The sequence below is a fragment of the Kribbella sp. NPDC043289 genome (assembly GCF_056436705.1).
Genome location: NZ_JBWKCB010000006.1, coordinates 255,264 through 270,556, shown reverse-complemented (window position 1 = coordinate 270,556; position 15,293 = coordinate 255,264). Strand labels below are relative to the sequence as shown.

Annotated in this window: 20 protein-coding genes; 11 read left to right on the top strand and 9 right to left on the bottom strand. The window is 69.4% G+C overall.

The features are described from left to right. Positions 1–4: 4 nt before the first annotated feature. Both AC0662_RS32015 and AC0662_RS32010 read left to right on the top strand, forming a co-directional pair. On the top strand, positions 5–907 hold the full coding sequence (locus AC0662_RS32015; protein ID WP_452193363.1) for a TIGR03560 family F420-dependent LLM class oxidoreductase: 903 nt from the start codon (positions 5–7) through the stop codon (positions 905–907). Between the two features lie 80 nt (positions 908–987). Beyond that, entirely contained in the window at positions 988–1,326 is a 339-nt protein-coding gene (locus AC0662_RS32010; protein ID WP_478305319.1) for a YciI family protein, read from the top strand. Positions 1,327–1,344: 18 nt separating this feature from the next. On the opposite strand, the gene AC0662_RS32005 is transcribed toward AC0662_RS32010, so the two are convergent. The 4 genes from AC0662_RS32005 to AC0662_RS31990 all read right to left on the bottom strand — a co-directional run bounded on the left by AC0662_RS32005 (position 1,345) and on the right by AC0662_RS31990 (position 4,754). Continuing rightward, complete coding sequence (locus tag AC0662_RS32005; protein ID WP_478305317.1) at positions 1,345–2,091, bottom strand: endonuclease/exonuclease/phosphatase family protein; 747 nt, start codon at positions 2,089–2,091, stop codon at positions 1,345–1,347. Then, on the bottom strand, positions 2,088–3,056 hold the full coding sequence (trpS, locus tag AC0662_RS32000; RefSeq protein WP_478305315.1) for a tryptophan--tRNA ligase: 969 nt from the start codon (positions 3,054–3,056) through the stop codon (positions 2,088–2,090). The genes AC0662_RS32005 and trpS overlap by 4 nt, the downstream gene beginning before the upstream one ends. A 154-nt stretch (positions 3,057–3,210) precedes the next feature. Beyond that, on the bottom strand, positions 3,211–3,963 hold the full coding sequence (locus tag AC0662_RS31995) for an SGNH/GDSL hydrolase family protein (protein WP_452193371.1): 753 nt from the start codon (positions 3,961–3,963) through the stop codon (positions 3,211–3,213). Between the two features lie 245 nt (positions 3,964–4,208). Beyond that, positions 4,209–4,754 carry a TetR/AcrR family transcriptional regulator gene (locus AC0662_RS31990; RefSeq protein ID WP_452193373.1) on the bottom strand — a complete coding sequence of 182 codons (546 nt, stop codon included), beginning with the start codon at positions 4,752–4,754 and terminating at the stop codon, positions 4,209–4,211. Between the two features lie 87 nt (positions 4,755–4,841). On the opposite strand from AC0662_RS31990, the gene AC0662_RS31985 reads away from it, so the two are divergent. From AC0662_RS31985 to AC0662_RS31975, 3 genes are all read left to right on the top strand, one after another. Further along, the gene (locus AC0662_RS31985) at positions 4,842–5,153 is read left to right on the top strand and encodes a hypothetical protein (protein WP_478305313.1); all 312 of its coding nucleotides are present in this window, start codon (positions 4,842–4,844) and stop codon (positions 5,151–5,153) included. Positions 5,154–5,170: 17 nt separating this feature from the next. Beyond that, positions 5,171–6,346, top strand: coding sequence for an acetoin utilization protein AcuC (locus AC0662_RS31980; protein ID WP_478305311.1), 1,176 nt, complete (start codon positions 5,171–5,173; stop codon positions 6,344–6,346). Between the two features lie 118 nt (positions 6,347–6,464). Next, positions 6,465–6,680, top strand: coding sequence for a helix-turn-helix domain-containing protein (locus tag AC0662_RS31975; RefSeq protein ID WP_387770531.1), 216 nt, complete (start codon positions 6,465–6,467; stop codon positions 6,678–6,680). A 46-nt stretch (positions 6,681–6,726) separates the two neighbouring features. On the opposite strand, the gene AC0662_RS31970 is transcribed toward AC0662_RS31975, so the two are convergent. Next, the gene (locus tag AC0662_RS31970; RefSeq protein WP_478305309.1) at positions 6,727–7,224 is read right to left on the bottom strand and encodes a MarR family winged helix-turn-helix transcriptional regulator; all 498 of its coding nucleotides are present in this window, start codon (positions 7,222–7,224) and stop codon (positions 6,727–6,729) included. 57 nt (positions 7,225–7,281) lie between these two features. On the opposite strand from AC0662_RS31970, the gene AC0662_RS31965 reads away from it, so the two are divergent. Then, positions 7,282–8,514 carry an amidohydrolase family protein gene (locus AC0662_RS31965; RefSeq protein ID WP_478305307.1) on the top strand — a complete coding sequence of 411 codons (1,233 nt, stop codon included), beginning with the start codon at positions 7,282–7,284 and terminating at the stop codon, positions 8,512–8,514. Here the strand turns inward: AC0662_RS31965 and AC0662_RS31960 are convergent. Further along, the gene (locus tag AC0662_RS31960) at positions 8,504–9,361 is read right to left on the bottom strand and encodes an alpha/beta fold hydrolase (RefSeq protein ID WP_478305305.1); all 858 of its coding nucleotides are present in this window, start codon (positions 9,359–9,361) and stop codon (positions 8,504–8,506) included. The two genes, AC0662_RS31965 and AC0662_RS31960, sit on opposite strands and share 11 nt — an antisense overlap. Positions 9,362–9,417: 56 nt before the next feature. On the opposite strand from AC0662_RS31960, the gene AC0662_RS31955 reads away from it, so the two are divergent. Continuing rightward, complete coding sequence (locus tag AC0662_RS31955; RefSeq protein WP_478305303.1) at positions 9,418–11,199, top strand: AfsR/SARP family transcriptional regulator; 1,782 nt, start codon at positions 9,418–9,420, stop codon at positions 11,197–11,199. A gap of 45 nt (positions 11,200–11,244) precedes the next feature. On the opposite strand, the gene AC0662_RS31950 is transcribed toward AC0662_RS31955, so the two are convergent. After that, a complete protein-coding gene (locus tag AC0662_RS31950) occupies positions 11,245–11,460 on the bottom strand; it encodes a hypothetical protein (RefSeq protein ID WP_478305301.1) in 216 nt (71 codons plus the stop codon). A 104-nt stretch (positions 11,461–11,564) separates the two neighbouring features. Between AC0662_RS31950 and AC0662_RS31945 the strand changes: the two genes are divergently transcribed. Continuing rightward, positions 11,565–11,738, top strand: coding sequence for a hypothetical protein (locus AC0662_RS31945; protein ID WP_478305299.1), 174 nt, complete (start codon positions 11,565–11,567; stop codon positions 11,736–11,738). Here AC0662_RS31945 and AC0662_RS31940 read toward each other — a convergent pair. Together AC0662_RS31940 and AC0662_RS31935 are read right to left on the bottom strand one after the other, a co-directional pair. Further along, positions 11,735–12,217: a GNAT family N-acetyltransferase gene (locus AC0662_RS31940; protein WP_478305297.1), complete on the bottom strand. Its 483-nt coding sequence runs from the start codon at positions 12,215–12,217 to the stop codon at positions 11,735–11,737. The genes AC0662_RS31945 and AC0662_RS31940 overlap by 4 nt on opposite strands. A gap of 48 nt (positions 12,218–12,265) precedes the next feature. After that, entirely contained in the window at positions 12,266–12,928 is a 663-nt protein-coding gene (locus tag AC0662_RS31935; protein ID WP_478305295.1) for a class I SAM-dependent methyltransferase, read from the bottom strand. A gap of 110 nt (positions 12,929–13,038) precedes the next feature. Here AC0662_RS31935 and AC0662_RS31930 point away from each other — a divergent pair, with 110 nt between their 5' ends. Genes AC0662_RS31930 through AC0662_RS31920 form a run of 3 tightly spaced genes read left to right on the top strand, consistent with a single transcriptional unit; the run spans position 13,039 to position 15,274 of the window. Next, on the top strand, positions 13,039–13,140 hold the full coding sequence (locus tag AC0662_RS31930) for a 30S ribosomal protein bS22 (RefSeq protein ID WP_008356322.1): 102 nt from the start codon (positions 13,039–13,041) through the stop codon (positions 13,138–13,140). A gap of 39 nt (positions 13,141–13,179) precedes the next feature. Further along, positions 13,180–14,187, top strand: coding sequence for an NAD-dependent epimerase/dehydratase family protein (locus tag AC0662_RS31925; RefSeq protein WP_478305284.1), 1,008 nt, complete (start codon positions 13,180–13,182; stop codon positions 14,185–14,187). Further along, positions 14,180–15,274 carry a lysophospholipid acyltransferase family protein gene (locus AC0662_RS31920; protein WP_452193395.1) on the top strand — a complete coding sequence of 365 codons (1,095 nt, stop codon included), beginning with the start codon at positions 14,180–14,182 and terminating at the stop codon, positions 15,272–15,274. Before AC0662_RS31925 ends, AC0662_RS31920 begins: the two co-directional genes overlap by 8 nt. Positions 15,275–15,293: the final 19 nt, after the last annotated feature.

The window sequence follows — 15,293 nt, the reverse complement described above, 5'->3', positions numbered from 1 at the left end:
CCGCATGGACTTTTCTTTGTGGCCTGCGGCATCCAGGGACTGGGCGGACGTGCTCGAAGGGGCGGAGTACGCCGAGCGGACCGGGTGGCACGGGGTCTGGATCGCTGATCACTTCATGCAGAACGGGGACGACCTGTCCGTTCCCGTCAACGAATGTCTCGCGCTGATCGCCGGCGTCGTCGCGCGGACCGAGCGCGTGCGGGTCGGTTCGATGGTGCTCGGCAACACCTACCGGCATCCGGCGGTGGTCGCGAACCAGGCCGCGACGATCGACCAGATGGCGAACGGACGGTTCGTGCTCGGCATCGGCGCCGGCTGGCAGGTCAACGAGCACGAGGTGTACGGCATCGAGCTCCCGCCGGTGCGCGAGCGCCTGGCCCGGTTCGAGGAAGCCTGTCAGGTGATCACGGGCCTGCTCACCCAGGACCGCACGACCTTCGACGGCACGTACTACCAGCTGACCGACGCACCCTGCGAGCCGAAGCCGGCCAAGCTCCCGATCCTGATCGGCGCCGCCGGCGAGAAGGTTGCCCTCGGCATCGTCGCGAAGTACGCGGACGAGTGGAACCACTGGGGCCGCCCGGACCTCGCGGCGCAGAAGGGCGCGGTGTTCGCCGAGCACTGCGCGCGGATCGGCCGCGACCCGAAGACGGTACGCCGTTCCGCGCAGGCGATGATCGAGGTCGTCGTACCGGGGGACACCGAGGCGGCCGAGCGGAAGCAACGGCTGGAGAGCCGCGGGGCGCACGTGATCATGGGATCGGCACAGGAAGTGCTCGACGTCGTCGCGCAGTACCCCGACGCCGGGATCGACGAACTGCTCGTGCCGGACTCACAACTCGGTGACGGCAATCGGCGGTTCGACGCGTTGGAGCGGCTCCGGGAAGAAGTTCTGGAGAAAATCTGACCCCGGTGTCGGATCGGTCCGGTGCCGTTCGTGGGGTAGGTGAACGCGGACCAGCAGGTCCGCCCGATGAAGGAGCAGGCGTGGCCGAGTACATCATCTACTTCAACCAGCAGTGGGTGGGTGACCACACCGAGGAGTGGTTCGCCGGCCGCAGTCCGCTCGTCCGGGTGGTGCTGGACGAGCTGAAGGAGGCCGGTGCGTACGTCTTCGCCGGGGGACTGGTCGAGGACGGGCCGATCTACGCCGCCGACCCGACCAGCGGCACCGTGTTGCTGACCGACGGTCCGTACGTCGAGACCAAGGAGTACCTGGGCGGGTTCACCGTGGTGAGCGTGCCCGACGACGAGACCGCCAAGAAGTGGGCGGCCAAGATCGCGGAGGCCTGCGGCTGGCCGCAGGAGGTTCGGCAGGTCAGGTAGTCGGCCGCGCCGTCGCGGCTACTGAAGCTCCAGTGTCGCGACCACAGGCCAGTGGTCGCTGGGCACTCGTCCGTCGGGACGGCAGTGCGAGACGGCCGCGTCGGTCACGGTCCACGTCGGGGTGACGAGGATGTGGTCGATGCGGTCGTCGTCGACGGCGCCGGTGAAGTCGTGCCAGCTGCCGCCGGCCTCGGTCGGTACGGCGAGCCGCAGGCCCGCGTCGACGAGGGTCTTGAGCGGCGGGGAGTCGGGTGTCGCGTTCAGGTCACCCATCACGATCCACGGCAGCGATCCGCCGATCCAGCGGGCGAGCAGCCGCGAGGACTGCAGCTGTGCGACCTCGCCGGCGTGGTCGTAGTGCGTGTTCACGACGCCGACCGTCGTACCGTCGCGGTGCCGCAGCCAGACCAGCGTCGCGACCCGGGTCAGGTCGGCGTCCCATCCGATCGACCCCGGCGTCCCCGGGTCGTCGGACAGCCAGCGGGTCTCGAAACGTTCGATCCGCCACTCGCCCGGCCGGACCATGACGGCGGCGTGCTCGCCGGCGCTCATCCCGTCCTCCCGGCCGGCGCCGACGATCTCGTGCTTCGGGAACCGCCAGCGCAGGTACTCGAGCTGGTCGGGCAGCACTTCCTGCAGCCCGACCACGTCGGCGTCCAGGTGCTCGATCGCCGCCACCGCCGCTTTCCTCCGGACCGGCCAGGCGTTGTCGCCGTCGGGTGCGGACGAGTTGCGAATGTTGAACGTGGCGGCGCGAATCTTCATGGTGCTGATCCTGCCAAACCCATGGCTCGGGCCGCAGCCTGGAGTCGGGGCGCGCTCGCGTCGAGCGCTCGGTCCCGGCCCTGGGCGAGCAGCTGATCGATCGCGCCGGGATCGGTCGTCAACCGCGCGTACTCCTTCTGCAGCGGCTCGATGACGGTGAGAACCGCGTCCGCGACGTCCTGCTTCAGAGCGCCGTACGACGAGTACGCGGGCGCGAGCTGCACCGGGTCGCCGTCCGTGCACGCGGCCAGGATCTCCAGCAGGTTGGTGACGCCGGGCTTGTTCGCCTCGTCGTGCCGGACCTCGTTCTCGGAGTCGGTGACGGCCCGCATGATCTGCCGGCGGATCACGTCCGGCGGGTCCAGCAGCCGGATCGTGCCGATCGCGTCGTCGGCGTCGGACTTGCTCATCTTCGCGGTCGGGTTCGCCAGGTCCTTGATCCGCATGGCCAGCGCCGCCTTCGCGAGCTGCGGTACGACGAACGTGTCGCCGTACTCGCGGTTGAACCGGATCGCGATGTCGCGGGCCAGCTCGACGTGCTGGTCCTGATCGCCGCCGACGGGGACCCGCTCGGCGCCGTACAGCAGGATGTCCGCGGCCATCAGGCACGGGTACGTGAACAGCGAGGCCCGTGTCATCGGCCGGCCGTTGCCCTTCTCCTTGTACTGGATCATCCGCGACAGCTCACCGACGTACGACGTGCACTCGAGCAGATACGCGAGCTGCGCGTGCGTGGGTACGTCGGACTGGACGAAGACCGTGCCCTCGGGGACACCGGCCGCGAGCATCAGCGTCGCGAACTCGCGGGTCAGGGCGGCGAGTCTTCGGGGGTCGTGCTTGGTCGTCATCGCGTGCAGGTTCGCGACGAAGTAGAACCCGTCGGGGTCGGTGAACCGGCGCAGGGCGCCGAGGTGGTTGCCGAGCGTCAGACGGCCGGACGGGGTGATGCCGGAAAGCGAGGTCATGATCGTTGCCCTTTCGGTGTGTACGGAGCCCCACCGAGGGCACGAAAAAGGCCGCCTCGGAGAGGCGGCCTCAGTGGCTGCGTGCGAACACGCGAGGGGGACCGCCCTAGGCGGCCCACCACAGCTGCAAGTTTGTGTTCACGCCGTCAGCGTATCACTGGGTGAGCGACTGAACGATCAGCTCGTTACGGGCGTCCTGACCGAGCGGAACCGACGGGTGCACACCGTCGCGCAGGTAGTTCGCCAGCCGGTACGGCTTGACCCAGAGCCACTCGGCCCAGCGGATCACCTTCAGGTTCGGGTGCCGCTCCTGGGCGTCGTACAGCTGCATGTTGAGCCAGGAGCTGTTGCGTTGGTCGGCGAGTTGCACGGTGGCCGTCACGGCCTTGCGGACGACCTGGAGGTTGACCCAGTAGACCGTCCGGTTCTTGCCCGCGATGCTCATCGCCCGGTCGACCTGGGCGGCGAACTTCGGCGGGTCGAAGATGTCGTTCGACCCGCTGGCCATCAGGATCCGCCGCGGCAGGCCGTACGCCGACGCCCACTGCTGCAGCGCGTCGACGGCGCCGGAGGTGGGTCGGCTGGACCAGTTGTTGACGGCCATCTGGCTGCCGTCGCGGCCCAGCAGCCGGGTCGCCAGCGACTTCCCGTCCTGGACCGAGATGCTGTCGCCGAACATGTAGACACCGCTGGTCGCGACCACCCGGTGGATCTGCGTAGTGGTCGAGATGGCCCGGGTGGTGTTCGTCCAGGAGCCGAGAACGCCGGAGCCGTAGGGTCCGGGCGACGCGACCGTCGCCGAAGCGAATTCGGTGGTCGCGGACGCGGTCTGGGAGACGGCCAGGCCGGCGGCTGCTGCCGCTCCGGCCGTGACGAGCTGCCGTCGGTTCGGTTTGAAGAGCCTCACCGGGAGAACTGTAGGGCGCGGTGGGGGACTTGCAAGTCCGGATCTCGGTCTGTATCTCACTGTCTGCAGTCGGCGCTCCGCGGATTCGGCGGTTTCGTCGGCATAATTCCGCAAATCTTGTAACGCTTTGCAGTCCGCTGCCGATTAATCGACTGTTGGAACCAGTCACGGGCCGGCGCGACCACGGAGGGGTGTCGCGCCGCCCTTCCACTGGGTCACGAGCGCGTCGTCGCGAGCGCGCGTCGTCAGGCGCGCGTCACCAGGTCCTCGATCAGTGGCCCGGCGACGGCCATCAGCTCCTCGGGCGTGGCGTCCAGCCCGTCCAGCTTCACAAGGTGCCGGGAGATGACCAGCCCGAGGGTCAGCGCGCCGATCACGCCGGAGCGCATCACGGCGTCCTCGCCAGGCAGTTGCGCCGCGACCTGACGCTGCTGCGCGGTCATCGCCGTACGGACTTCTTCGGCTGCCTCCGGGTGGCTGAACATCGCGCGCAGGGCGGCGAGCGCGGCGGTCGGTTCGTCGGCGAGTTTCGCGGTCAGGGCGGCGACGAGCTGTTCGGCGATCTGATCCGGCGAGCCCTCGATCGGTCCGTCTGCCGGGACCGCGGCTGCCTGCGCGAACAGCTTCTCCTTGGAGCCGAAGTACCGCATCACCAGCCCGGGGTCGCTGTCGGCCGCGGTCGCGATCGCGCGGATCGTGGTCCGGTCGAACCCGTGCTCGCCGAACAGTTGCCGCGCGGCGGCCAGGATCCGCGCCTCGGTCCGTTGCCGTTGCTCCACCCGTGTCGTCACGAAGTTCAGTCTACGTGTGTTGACTCATGGGCTCGGCCGGGTCTACGGTTTCAGTCAACACTTGTAGACTGAAAATGAGGTACTCCGATGATCCAGGCGATCCTGCTGACCTTCCTGGCCGGGCTGTGGGGGGCCAACGGCATCCCGCATTTCGTGCAGGGCATCACCGGGCGCGAGTTCCCGAACGTGACCGGCAACTCCGCCACCAACAACGCGCTCGGCGGGCTGGCGGCGTTCCTGATCGCGGGCGTGCTGCTCGCCGTCGCCCACCCCGGCGGCCATCCGCGGGCGGCGCTGATCGCCGGCGCGGTGGGTGTCGTCGCGATGACGGTCTTCCACGCGCGCCGCGGCGCCTACTGGCTGAGCGCCAGGTTCGGGAAGCCGATCCCGGAGGTCTGACGGCTAAGGTCAGGGACATGAGTGGTGAGGCGTTGCTGGTCTTCGACGACGGATTGACCGCGTACGACTTCGGCCGTGGCCACCCGATGAGTCCGATCCGGGTGGAGCTGACGATCAAGCTGGCCCGCGCCCTGGGGGTGCTCGACGAGCTCAAGGTGGTCCCGGCGCCGATCGCGGACGACGCGCTGCTCGAAACCGTGCACACCCCCGAGTACGTCGCCGCCGTGAAGCGCGCGGGCGAACAGCCGGACGACGCCGACCCGATCCACGGTCTCGGGACCACCGACACGTACTGCTTCTCGGGGATGCACGAGGCCACGGCGCGCATCGTCGGCGCCAGCGTCGAGGCGGCGCGTGCGGTCTGGGAGGGCGACGTACTGCACGCGGCGAACGTCTCCGGCGGGCTGCACCACGCGATGCCCAACCAGGCCAGCGGTTTCTGCGTCTACAACGATCCGGCGATCGCGATCCAGTGGTTGCTCGACCATGGTGCGGACCGGGTCGCGTACGTCGACGTCGACGTGCACCACGGGGACGGCGTACAGACCGTGTTCTACGACGACCCGCGGGTCCTCACGGTCAGCCTGCACGAGTCGCCGACCACACTCTTTCCCGGCACCGGGAGCGCCGGCGAGACCGGCGGCCCGAACGCCGAGGGTACGGCGGTCAACGTCGCACTGCCGCCCGGGACCGGGGACGCGGGCTGGCTGCGCGCGTTCCATGCGGTCGTCCCGGACGTGGTGAAGGCATTTCGGCCGCAGGTGCTGGTCACGCAGCACGGGTGCGACTCGCACGTCGAGGATCCGCTGGCCCACCTGACGAAGACGATCGACGGGCAGCGGGCGGCGTACCTCGCCTTGCACGAGCTCGCGCACGAGCTGACCGACGGGAAGTGGATCGCGACCGGCGGTGGCGGGTACGCGATCGTCGACGTCGTACCGCGGGCCTGGACGCATCTGCTGGCGATCGTCGCCGGGCACCCGATCGACCCGCTGACTCCGGTACCGGAGGCGTGGCGCGAGGAGGTCCAGATGCGGTTCGGCCGAGTTGCGCCGGTGCGGATGACCGACGGCCGGGACGCGGCGTACGTCGACTGGTCCAGCGGCTACAACCCCGATACCTGGCTCGACCGCGCGATCAAGGCGACACGCGACGCCAGCTTCCCTCTTTTAGGTATCGATCCTAGTTATTGAGTCACAGAAGTCCCCCTCTTTCCCATTCGTACCAACAGCCACTACGCTCGTTCCATGCGCGGACGGAGGTGCCGGAGGGGAAGCCGGCGCACGATCCGTGCTGGAAGTGCGGTGCGCAATGGCATCAAAGAAGTCCGGTGGTGAGCAGCCGCTCGCCGAGGTGAAGTTCCTGACCGTGGCGGAAGTCGCCACGGCCATGCGCGTGTCCAAGATGACGGTGTACCGCTTGGTGCACTCCGGTGAGCTGCCCGCGGTGCGGGTGGGTCGTTCGTTCCGGGTCTCGGAGGAAGCCGTGCACGACTACCTCAAGGGCGCCTACTTTCAGGCCGGATAACAACGAGAGGCGAAGGGGCCGGATCCGTCAGGAACCGGCCCCTTCGTCATGCCCGGGGGCGGTTGAGTTCTCGGAGGGCTTTGGCTGCTTGCTCGACGGTCTCGGCCGGCAGCCCGGCCCACAGCTCGTGGTGAGCGGCTGAGCTCGCCTTCACCGCCTGCTCGGCCAGGCTGATCCCCTCGGGCGTCAACCGGATCTGCGTACCCCGCCCGTCGTCCGGATCCGGCTCGCGGATCACGAGCCCCCGCCGTACCAGCCCGTTCGTCACGTTGCTGGTGCCGCCGGACGACAGCAGCAGGTTCCGGCTCAGACCCGACGGCTTCTGCCGGTACGGCGCTCCGCCGCGCCGCAACGAGACGATCACGTCGAACTCCGCCGTGGTCAGCCCGAGATCGCGCAGCACCCGCCGCGTGGTCTCGTTCAGCTCGCCGGCCAGTGTCATGATCCGCTTCGTCAGCTCGCTGCTCGGATACAGCACTTCGGGCAGTTCCTGTCCCCAGGAAGCGATCAGCCGGTCCACCGCGTCGTCGGTCACGGTTGACATCCTAGATTCCTTTGATTATAGCTTTCACAAAAGCTTTCTAGTGAGGGAGATTGCTCCATGTTGCTGCTCCAGGGTGGGACCGTGATCGACACCGCTCCCGAGGTGGTCGTCCGCCGGAACACCGACGTACTGATCGACGGCGGGCGGATCGCGGCGGTCGGGACCGGACTGCGGGCCGACGCCGAGGTGATCGACGCGCGGGACCGGATCGTGCTCCCGGGGTTCGTCGACACCCACCGGCACCTCTGGCAGACCGCGCTCCGCGGCCTCGCGGTCGATGCGGATCTCGGGGTGTACTTCGAGCGCGTCCTCGGAACCTACGGAACACGTTTTCGCGCGGAAGACGTTGCTGCGGGCAACCTCGTCGGCGCGTTGGAGTGCCTGGACGCCGGGATCACCACGGTGCAGGACTACTCCCACGTGCAGCGCACGCCCGACCACGCCGACGCGGCGCTGGATGCGTTGCAGCGCAGCGGGATCCGGGCCGTCTTCGGGTACGGTCCTTCGCCGTTGAGCGGTGGCGCTGTGGACGCGCGGGAGATGCGGCGGATCATGGACCGGCGCTCGGAGCGTCTCGAGTTGGCGGTGGCGGCGATCGGGCCGTCGTTCGCGCCGTTCGAGACGGTGCAGGCGGACTGGGAGTTGGCGGATGCGCTCGATGTCCCGGTGGTCGTGCACATCAGCAGCAGCTCGGACACACCCGATCCGATCACGCGGTTGCGCGATGCCGGGTTGGCGCGGCGGAACACGCTGTACGTGCACGGAAACAACTTGCCGGACTCCGAGTTGAAGGTGATCGCCGAGACCGGGGCGGCGGTCTCGACCACGCCGACGGTCGAGGCGCGGATGCAGATGGGGGAGCTGCTCGCCGGCCGGCTCCGTGCGGCCGGGGTGGATTTCAGCCTCGGGATCGATGTCGTGACCACGGCCGGCGGGGACATGTTCCGGGTGATGCACGAGGTACTTTCGCTCGGCCATACAGCGTTTTCCGCCGCCGAGGTGCTGCAGTTGGCGACTGTCGGAGGAGCTCAGGCGCTGGGGCTGACCGATGTTGGGTCGCTGGCCGTTGGCAACCAGGCTGACGTCGTGCTGTTGCGCGGCACCGACGTCAACCTGGTGGGTGGGATGCATGATCCGGTTGCGACCGTGGTGACCTCGGCACACCCGGGCAACGTCGACACGGTCCTGGTCGGGGGTATGCCGGTGAAGCGAGACGGCCGGCTGGTCAGTACGTCGTTGCCCGCCGCGCTCGCGGCACTCGCCGAGTCCACGTCGTACCTCACCGCTTGAGGAGAGTCCTGATCGCAGTGGTGATTTCGCTGGGAGCTTCCTCGGCCATGAAGTGGCCGGCGGTGGTGGTCTGGTGCTGGAGGTCGGTGGCCCACGCCTTCCACCGGGCGGCCGCGTCGAAGCCGAGGGCGGCGCCCCAGTCCTGCTGGATCACCGTCAACGGCATCCGCAGCTTGTTGCCCCGGGCAAGATCTTCCTGGTCGTGGGTGACGTCAACGGTCGCCGAGGCGCGGTAGTCCGCGACGATCGACGGTACGGCGCGTCGGCAGGCGGCGAGGTAGTCCGCCCGTACGTCGGTGGGGATCGCCTCCGGATCGTTGGTCCACAGGTCGAGGAAGTAGCCGAAGAACTCGTCCGAGCTCGCCGCGATCATCCGCTCCGGCAACCCGGCCTGCTGCGCCATCAGATAGAGGTGGAATCCGACGGCCGCGCTGGTCCCGTGCATCACCTCCCACATGTCGAGGGTCGGCAGTACGTCGAGGCACATCAGATGCGTGATCACCTCCGGGTGGTCGAGACCGGCGCGAAACGCGACGAGCGCACCCCGATCGTGCCCGACCAGTGCGAACGTGGAGTGCCCGAGCTCGCGGGCCACGGCGACGGCGTCGGCCGCCATCGTCCGTTTCGAGTAGTCGTCGAGCGGCTTGTCAGTGTCGCCGTACCCACGCAGGTCCGGGCAGATAACGGTGTGGTCGGCGGCCAGGTCCGTGGCGACGTGCCGCCACATCAGGTGGGTCTGCGGGAAGCCGTGCAGCAGCACAATCGGCGTACCGGAGCCGCCGACGGCGACGTTCGACGTCACACCGTTCGCTCGGATCTGGTGATAGTCGAATCCGTTGATCTTCATGCGAATCAGCCTGCCGGAGCGCGATGAGCGTTCGATGAGCACGCTACGGTGACCACGTGGAGTTCGGTGTGCTCGGGCCGGTGGTGGCCTGGGACGGTCAACCGGTCGACCTGAGGGGCCCGCGGCACCGCGCGGTCCTGGCCCGGTTGATCGTGGCGCGCGGGCGCGTCGTACCGGCGAGAGTGCTGGTCGACGACCTGTGGGCCGATCCGCCCGACGGTGCGCTGAGCGCGTTGCGGACCTTCGTGGCAGCGCTGCGGCGGGCGATCGAGCCGGATCGGGCGCCGCGGGCACCGGCGCGGTTGCTGATCACGTCGGGTCCTGGTTATGCCCTGCGGACCGAGGCCGTCGATGCGTGGCGGTTCGAGCAGACGGTGACCTCGTCGTCGTTGCCGGAGTTGCAGCGCGGGTTGGCTTTGTGGCGCGGGCCGGCGTACGCGGAGTTCGCCGACGAAGGGTGGGCGCTGGCGGAGCGTTCGCGGTTGACCGAGCTGCGGTTGCGGGCGGTGGAGCGAGTCGCGGAGGCGCGGCTCGCGGCTGGACTCGCGGCCGAGGCCGTGCCGGAGCTCGACGCGCACGTGACGGAGCACCCGTGGCGTGAGGACGCGTGGCGGCTGCTCGCGCTGGCGCTGTACCGGAGCGATCGGCAGGGCGACGCTCTCGCCGTACTGCGTCGTGCTCGGGAGACCCTGGTGGGTCAGCTCGGTGTCGACCCTGGCGCGGGGCTCAGCCGGTTGGAGAACGACATCCTCAACCAGGCCACGCATCTCACCCCGTTGGGGACCGTTTGGTCCGAGACCGCTGCGGCGTACGACCGGGCCGTCGGTGGCACGCGGGCGCGGATCGAATCCACCGTCGGCCTGCTCCGCAACCTCGCGGTCACCGGCGGCGGTGGGCTCGAGGAGGCGCGTCGGCACCGGCTCGCCGCCGTGACGGCCGCGGAGGAACTCGGCGATCCCGACCTCACCGCGCGCGTCATCGGGGCGTACGACGTACCGGCGATCTGGACGCGGTCGGACGACGAGACGCAGGCGGCCGCGATCGTGGCGGCCGCCGAACGGGTGCTGCCGACGCAGGACCACCCGAGTATCCGCGCCCGCCTGCTTGCGACGATCGCGCTCGAGTCCCGCGGTTCGCGCGCACCCCGCGCTCGCGAGGCGGCGCTCGAGGCCGAGCAGCTCGCCCGCGGTCTCGACGACCCGGCGCTGCTGGCGTTCACGCTGAACGGCGTCTTCCTGCAGACCTGTCACCGCGCCGGCCTCGCCTCTGAACGCGACGCCATCGGCGCCGAGCTCGTCACCCTCTCGCAGCGCCACAACCTCTTCACCTACGAGGTTCTGGGCCATCTGATCCGGCTGCAGTCCGCCTGTGCACACGCCGATCACGCGGCCGCCGACGAGCACGCCGCGGCCGCCGACGCACTCGCGGCGCGACACGAACTCCCACTCGTCGCGGTCTTCACCCGCTGGTACGCCGCTCTGCGCGAAGACACTCCGGATTCCTACCGCGCGGCGGCGGCGACGCTCGACGGCGCGGGAATGCCCGGTCTGAGCGCCGGTCTCCTCCCGCTCGCGCTGGCCGCGCACGCCGTACGGCACAACCAGCCGATCCCCGCGGCCGACTACGGCCCGCATGCGCCCTGGGTGCAGGGTTCGCCGGATCCGCCGCCCGGTCTGCTGCTCGAGGCGCACTGGGCGCTGACCGCGCACGCGGCCCGCCGATCGGGTGATCGTGAGCTGTTGAAGAAAGCGCAGGAAGCGCTGGCACCTGCCGCAGACGAACACGCGGCCGGCAGCGGCCTCCTCACCCTCGGCCCGATCGCCGACTACCTGAGCTAACTGTCGCTCGGGGCGAAGGATCGTGAGGGGTAGCGGCTGTCAGGGCTAGTTGTCGTCCGGTGAGCCGGTCTCGGATTTGCGGTCGGCCGCTTGGCGCAGCTCGTGATGCGACTGGTGCGCCGTCGTTCGGTACGCCTCTTCGTATGCCGCGAGCGCCCCGGCCACCCCGGATCCGCGCCCACGCCGCTTGGCCCACGACGCGAACCAGGTCAGCCCCGCGAGCACCACCGCGAGTCCGCCGAGAAACACCAGGTAGGCCACGCCATCACCGTACCCGCACGTTCCCAGCGTGCTCCCAGGTTTCTTCCAGGCCGGTCGCAGTCCGCGCGCTCAGGATGGAAACACCAACCCGAAGGAGGCTCCCGATGCCGATCCGAATCGTCAAGACCGTTGCCGTAGGCACCATCGCGACCCTGGGCCTGGCGGCCGTCGCCTTCACCCCCGCCGCCTACGCGAGCACCAGCAAGCAGACGGCGACCCCACACCTCGCCGTCCTCACCAAGCCAGTCGCCCCCGTCGCCGTCCGCAAGGCCGCCTAGAGATCCAGGCTCCAGTCGTTGCAGCGCATCCAGTGCCCTTTCGGGTATTCGAAATCGCGCTCGCGGAGCAAGGTGAACCCGACTCGCCGGCACAACGCATTGGACGCCGCATTGGCCACGCCCGGGTAGGCGTGCAGCGTCCGATGCGATCCGGCCGCCCCCGCGACCTTCGCGACCGCCCGCACGGCGCCGGACGCGAGCCCGCGCCCCTGGAACTCCGGCAGGATCGCCCAGCCCGTCTCCCAGACGGTCTCGTCACCCTCCTCGTGCTCCCAGTAGCCGATCGACCCGGCCCGCTCACCGTCCTCGGTGACGATCACGAACATCTGCCCGACGAACTCGTTCTGCACGTACTTCTGGTGCCGGTCCCGCAGCTTCTCCGGCGTCTCCGGACCACCGAGGTACGCCGTCATCTCCGCCGTGTTGCACCGCTCGAGCAGCTCGAAATCCTGCTCACTCCACGAATCCAGCGTCACCATGCAGCCAGTAGACCAGCCGCCACCGACAGTGTCAGGGCAATCAGGCGGTCAGGCAGCCCGCCGGGCGCGCAGGGCCAGCGCGTGCGGGATGTCCGGGCCGGTGGGCTCCTCGAAGTGCTCCACCGTCAGGCCGGACGTGACGACGGCGTTCAGGAATCCGGCCAGCGTCAGGTGGGACATCCCGATCCGTCGGCGGATCCCGTCCTCGCCCCACCACGGCATCTCGGTGTGCCACCCCGTCTGGCGGTACGTCGGATGCACGGTCCGGCGCCCGTCCTCCTCGTAGACGACATGCGGTCCGTTGAAGCAGGGATGAACGCCGTACGTGACGAACACTCCGCCGGGACGGAGTACCCGGGATGCCTCGCGGAGGACCGCGCCGAAGTCGTCCACGTCCGTGGAGATCCACAGGGAGACGGCGGTGTCGAACGAGGCGTCGGCGAACGGAAGGGCTGCCGCGTCACCGTGCAGCAGCGGACCGGTGGTGCGCGTCCGGGCGCGGCGGAGCTGGTCGATCGAGAAGTCCAGTCCGACCACGGAGCGGCCGCTGGCGCGGATGGTTGCGAAGTTCCGCCCGGTGCCGCAGCCGATGTCCAGACAGGGGCCGGAACCCGGACCGAGCAGTTCCAGCAGACCGGGCTGATGAGGCGGTGCATCGGCCACGAACCGCTCGTCGTACCACTCCGCCAGACCGTCGTAGCGAGCTCTCATGGCGCCTCCCCAGGTCGGCTCCTACTCTAGTGGTGGAGCCTGCTTTAGGTCGGGGAAGCGACCTACGGGTAAGCTTTGCCGACGTTCTCTTTGAGTTTGGGTGGTCAGACGTGGGTTCCGTAATCAAGAAGCGCCGTAAGCGTATGGCGAAGAAGAAGCACCGCAAGCTGCTGAAGAAGACGCGGGTCCAGCGCCGCAAGCTCGGCAAGTAAGCAGTTTTCGCCGCGCCCGGTCCGGCTGGGGGGTTTCTCGTGGCACAGGTAGTGATGGTGACCGGCGTCTCGCGAGACGCCGGTGCTCGCTGTGCCCGGGCCTTGGCCGAGGACCCGTCGATCGGCACCGTGCTCGGTGTCGACGTGGTCCCGCCGCGCGCGGAGCTCGGCCGGGTCCGGTTCGTCCGGGCGGACATCCGCAACCCGGTGATCGCCAAGGTGATCGCCGCGGAGGATGTTGACACGGTCGTGCACACCGGCGTCGTGGCCACTCCAGGCAGCGCCGGCGGTCGGTCGTCGATGAAAGAGATCAACGTCATCGGCACCATGCAGCTGCTCGCCGCATGCCAGAAGGCGCCCGGCGTGGCCAAGCTCGTGGTCAAGTCGTCGACCACGGTGTACGGCGCGGGTCCGCGTGATCCGGCGATGTTCACCGAGGAGATGGCGCCGCGGGCGACCCATCACCACGGGCTGAGCAAGGACGCGGTCGAGGTCGAGGGGTACGTGCGCGGCTTCGCGCGGCGCCGCCCCGACGTCTGCGTCAGCACGCTCCGGATGGCGAACTGGATCGGCCCCAAGACCGACTCCCCGATGACGCGGTACTTCGGGCTTCCCGTCGTACCGACAGTCTTCGGGTTCGACGCGCGCCTGCAGTTCCTGCACGAGGACGACGGGGTCGAGGCGATCCGGCACGCGACCGTGAACGACCTCGCCGGGACCTTCAACCTGGCCGGTGACGGCATTCTCACGCTGTCCCAGGCGATCCGCCGGCTCGGCCGGCCGACGCTGCGGCTGCCGTCGTTCACCGCCTCCAGCACCGCGGCGGCCGTCCGGCGCGCCCGGCTGGCGGACTTCTCGCCGGACCAGATCACCTTCCTGACCTTCGGCCGCGGCGTGGACACCACGCGGATGCGGACCGAGTTCGGATTCGAGCCGAAGTACACCACCGCAGCGGCGTTCGACGACTTCCGCGCCTCGCTCGGGACGGGCGCCGTGACCCGGATGTCCGGGCTGCTGTCCGCCGGGCTGGGAGCGTTCCGTGGCTGACGCGGACGTCATCCCGATCGGTTCCGGCGGCAGGCCTGGCCGCGGGAGCGGTCGCCGTACGACGCCCTCGGCCGCGGCCCGTGCGCTTGCCGGTGACGGGGCACGCTCCAAGAAGAAGTCCCGGCGTACCGAGACCCCGGCGGAGCCGACGGCCGACTCGGTCGCCACGGTGCCCGAGGTCGACGTACCGCTGACCGAGCTGCCGAAGCTGGACTTCGCGGGACTCGAGCGGGTCGTGCGGCAGCTGTTCGGGGAGGACGGCGAGCGGCGGGTCGCGCAGTGGCTGGCGTTCATGCGCCGGCGCGTGACCGGCGACTACGGGATCGACGAGTTCGGGTACGACGCCGATCTGACCGACCAGGTGCTGCTGCCGATGCTGCGGCCGCTGGCGGAGAAGTGGTTCCGGGTCGAGGTGCGCGGGGTGGAGAACATCCCGGCCGACGGCGGCGCGCTGATCGTCGCCAACCACTCCGGGACGATGCCGCTGGACGGCCTGGTCACCCAGCTGATCGTCGCCGACCACGCACACCGTCCGCTGCGCACGCTCGCGGCCGACCTGGTGTTCCAGACCCCGTTCGTCGGTGAGCTGTCCCGCAAGGGCGGGGCGACGCTCGCCAACAACGACGACGCCGAACGGCTGCTCGCCCGCGGCGACCTCGTCGGGGTGTGGCCGGAGGGCTTCAAGGGGATCGGCAAGCCGTTCGCCGAGCGGTACAAGCTGCAGCGGTTCGGGCGTGGCGGGTTCGTCAGCGCCGCGATGCGGACCGGCGTACCCATCGTTCCCTGCTCGATCGTCGGCGCCGAGGAGATCTACCCACTGGTCGGCAACATCGCGTCGCTGGCCCGGCTGCTCGGCGTCCCGTACATCCCGATCACGCCGTTCTTCCCGCTGCTCGGCCCCCTCGGCCTGATCCCGCTCCCGTCCAAGTGGCTGATCGAGTTCGGCGAACCGATCCGCACCGACGAGTTCCCGGACGGCGCCGCCGACGACCCGATGCTGGTCTTCAACGTCACCGACCAGGTCCGCGAAACCATCCAGCAGACCCTCTACACCCTCCTCATGCAACGCCGCAGCGTCTTCTTCTGACCCCACCCCACACCAGGGC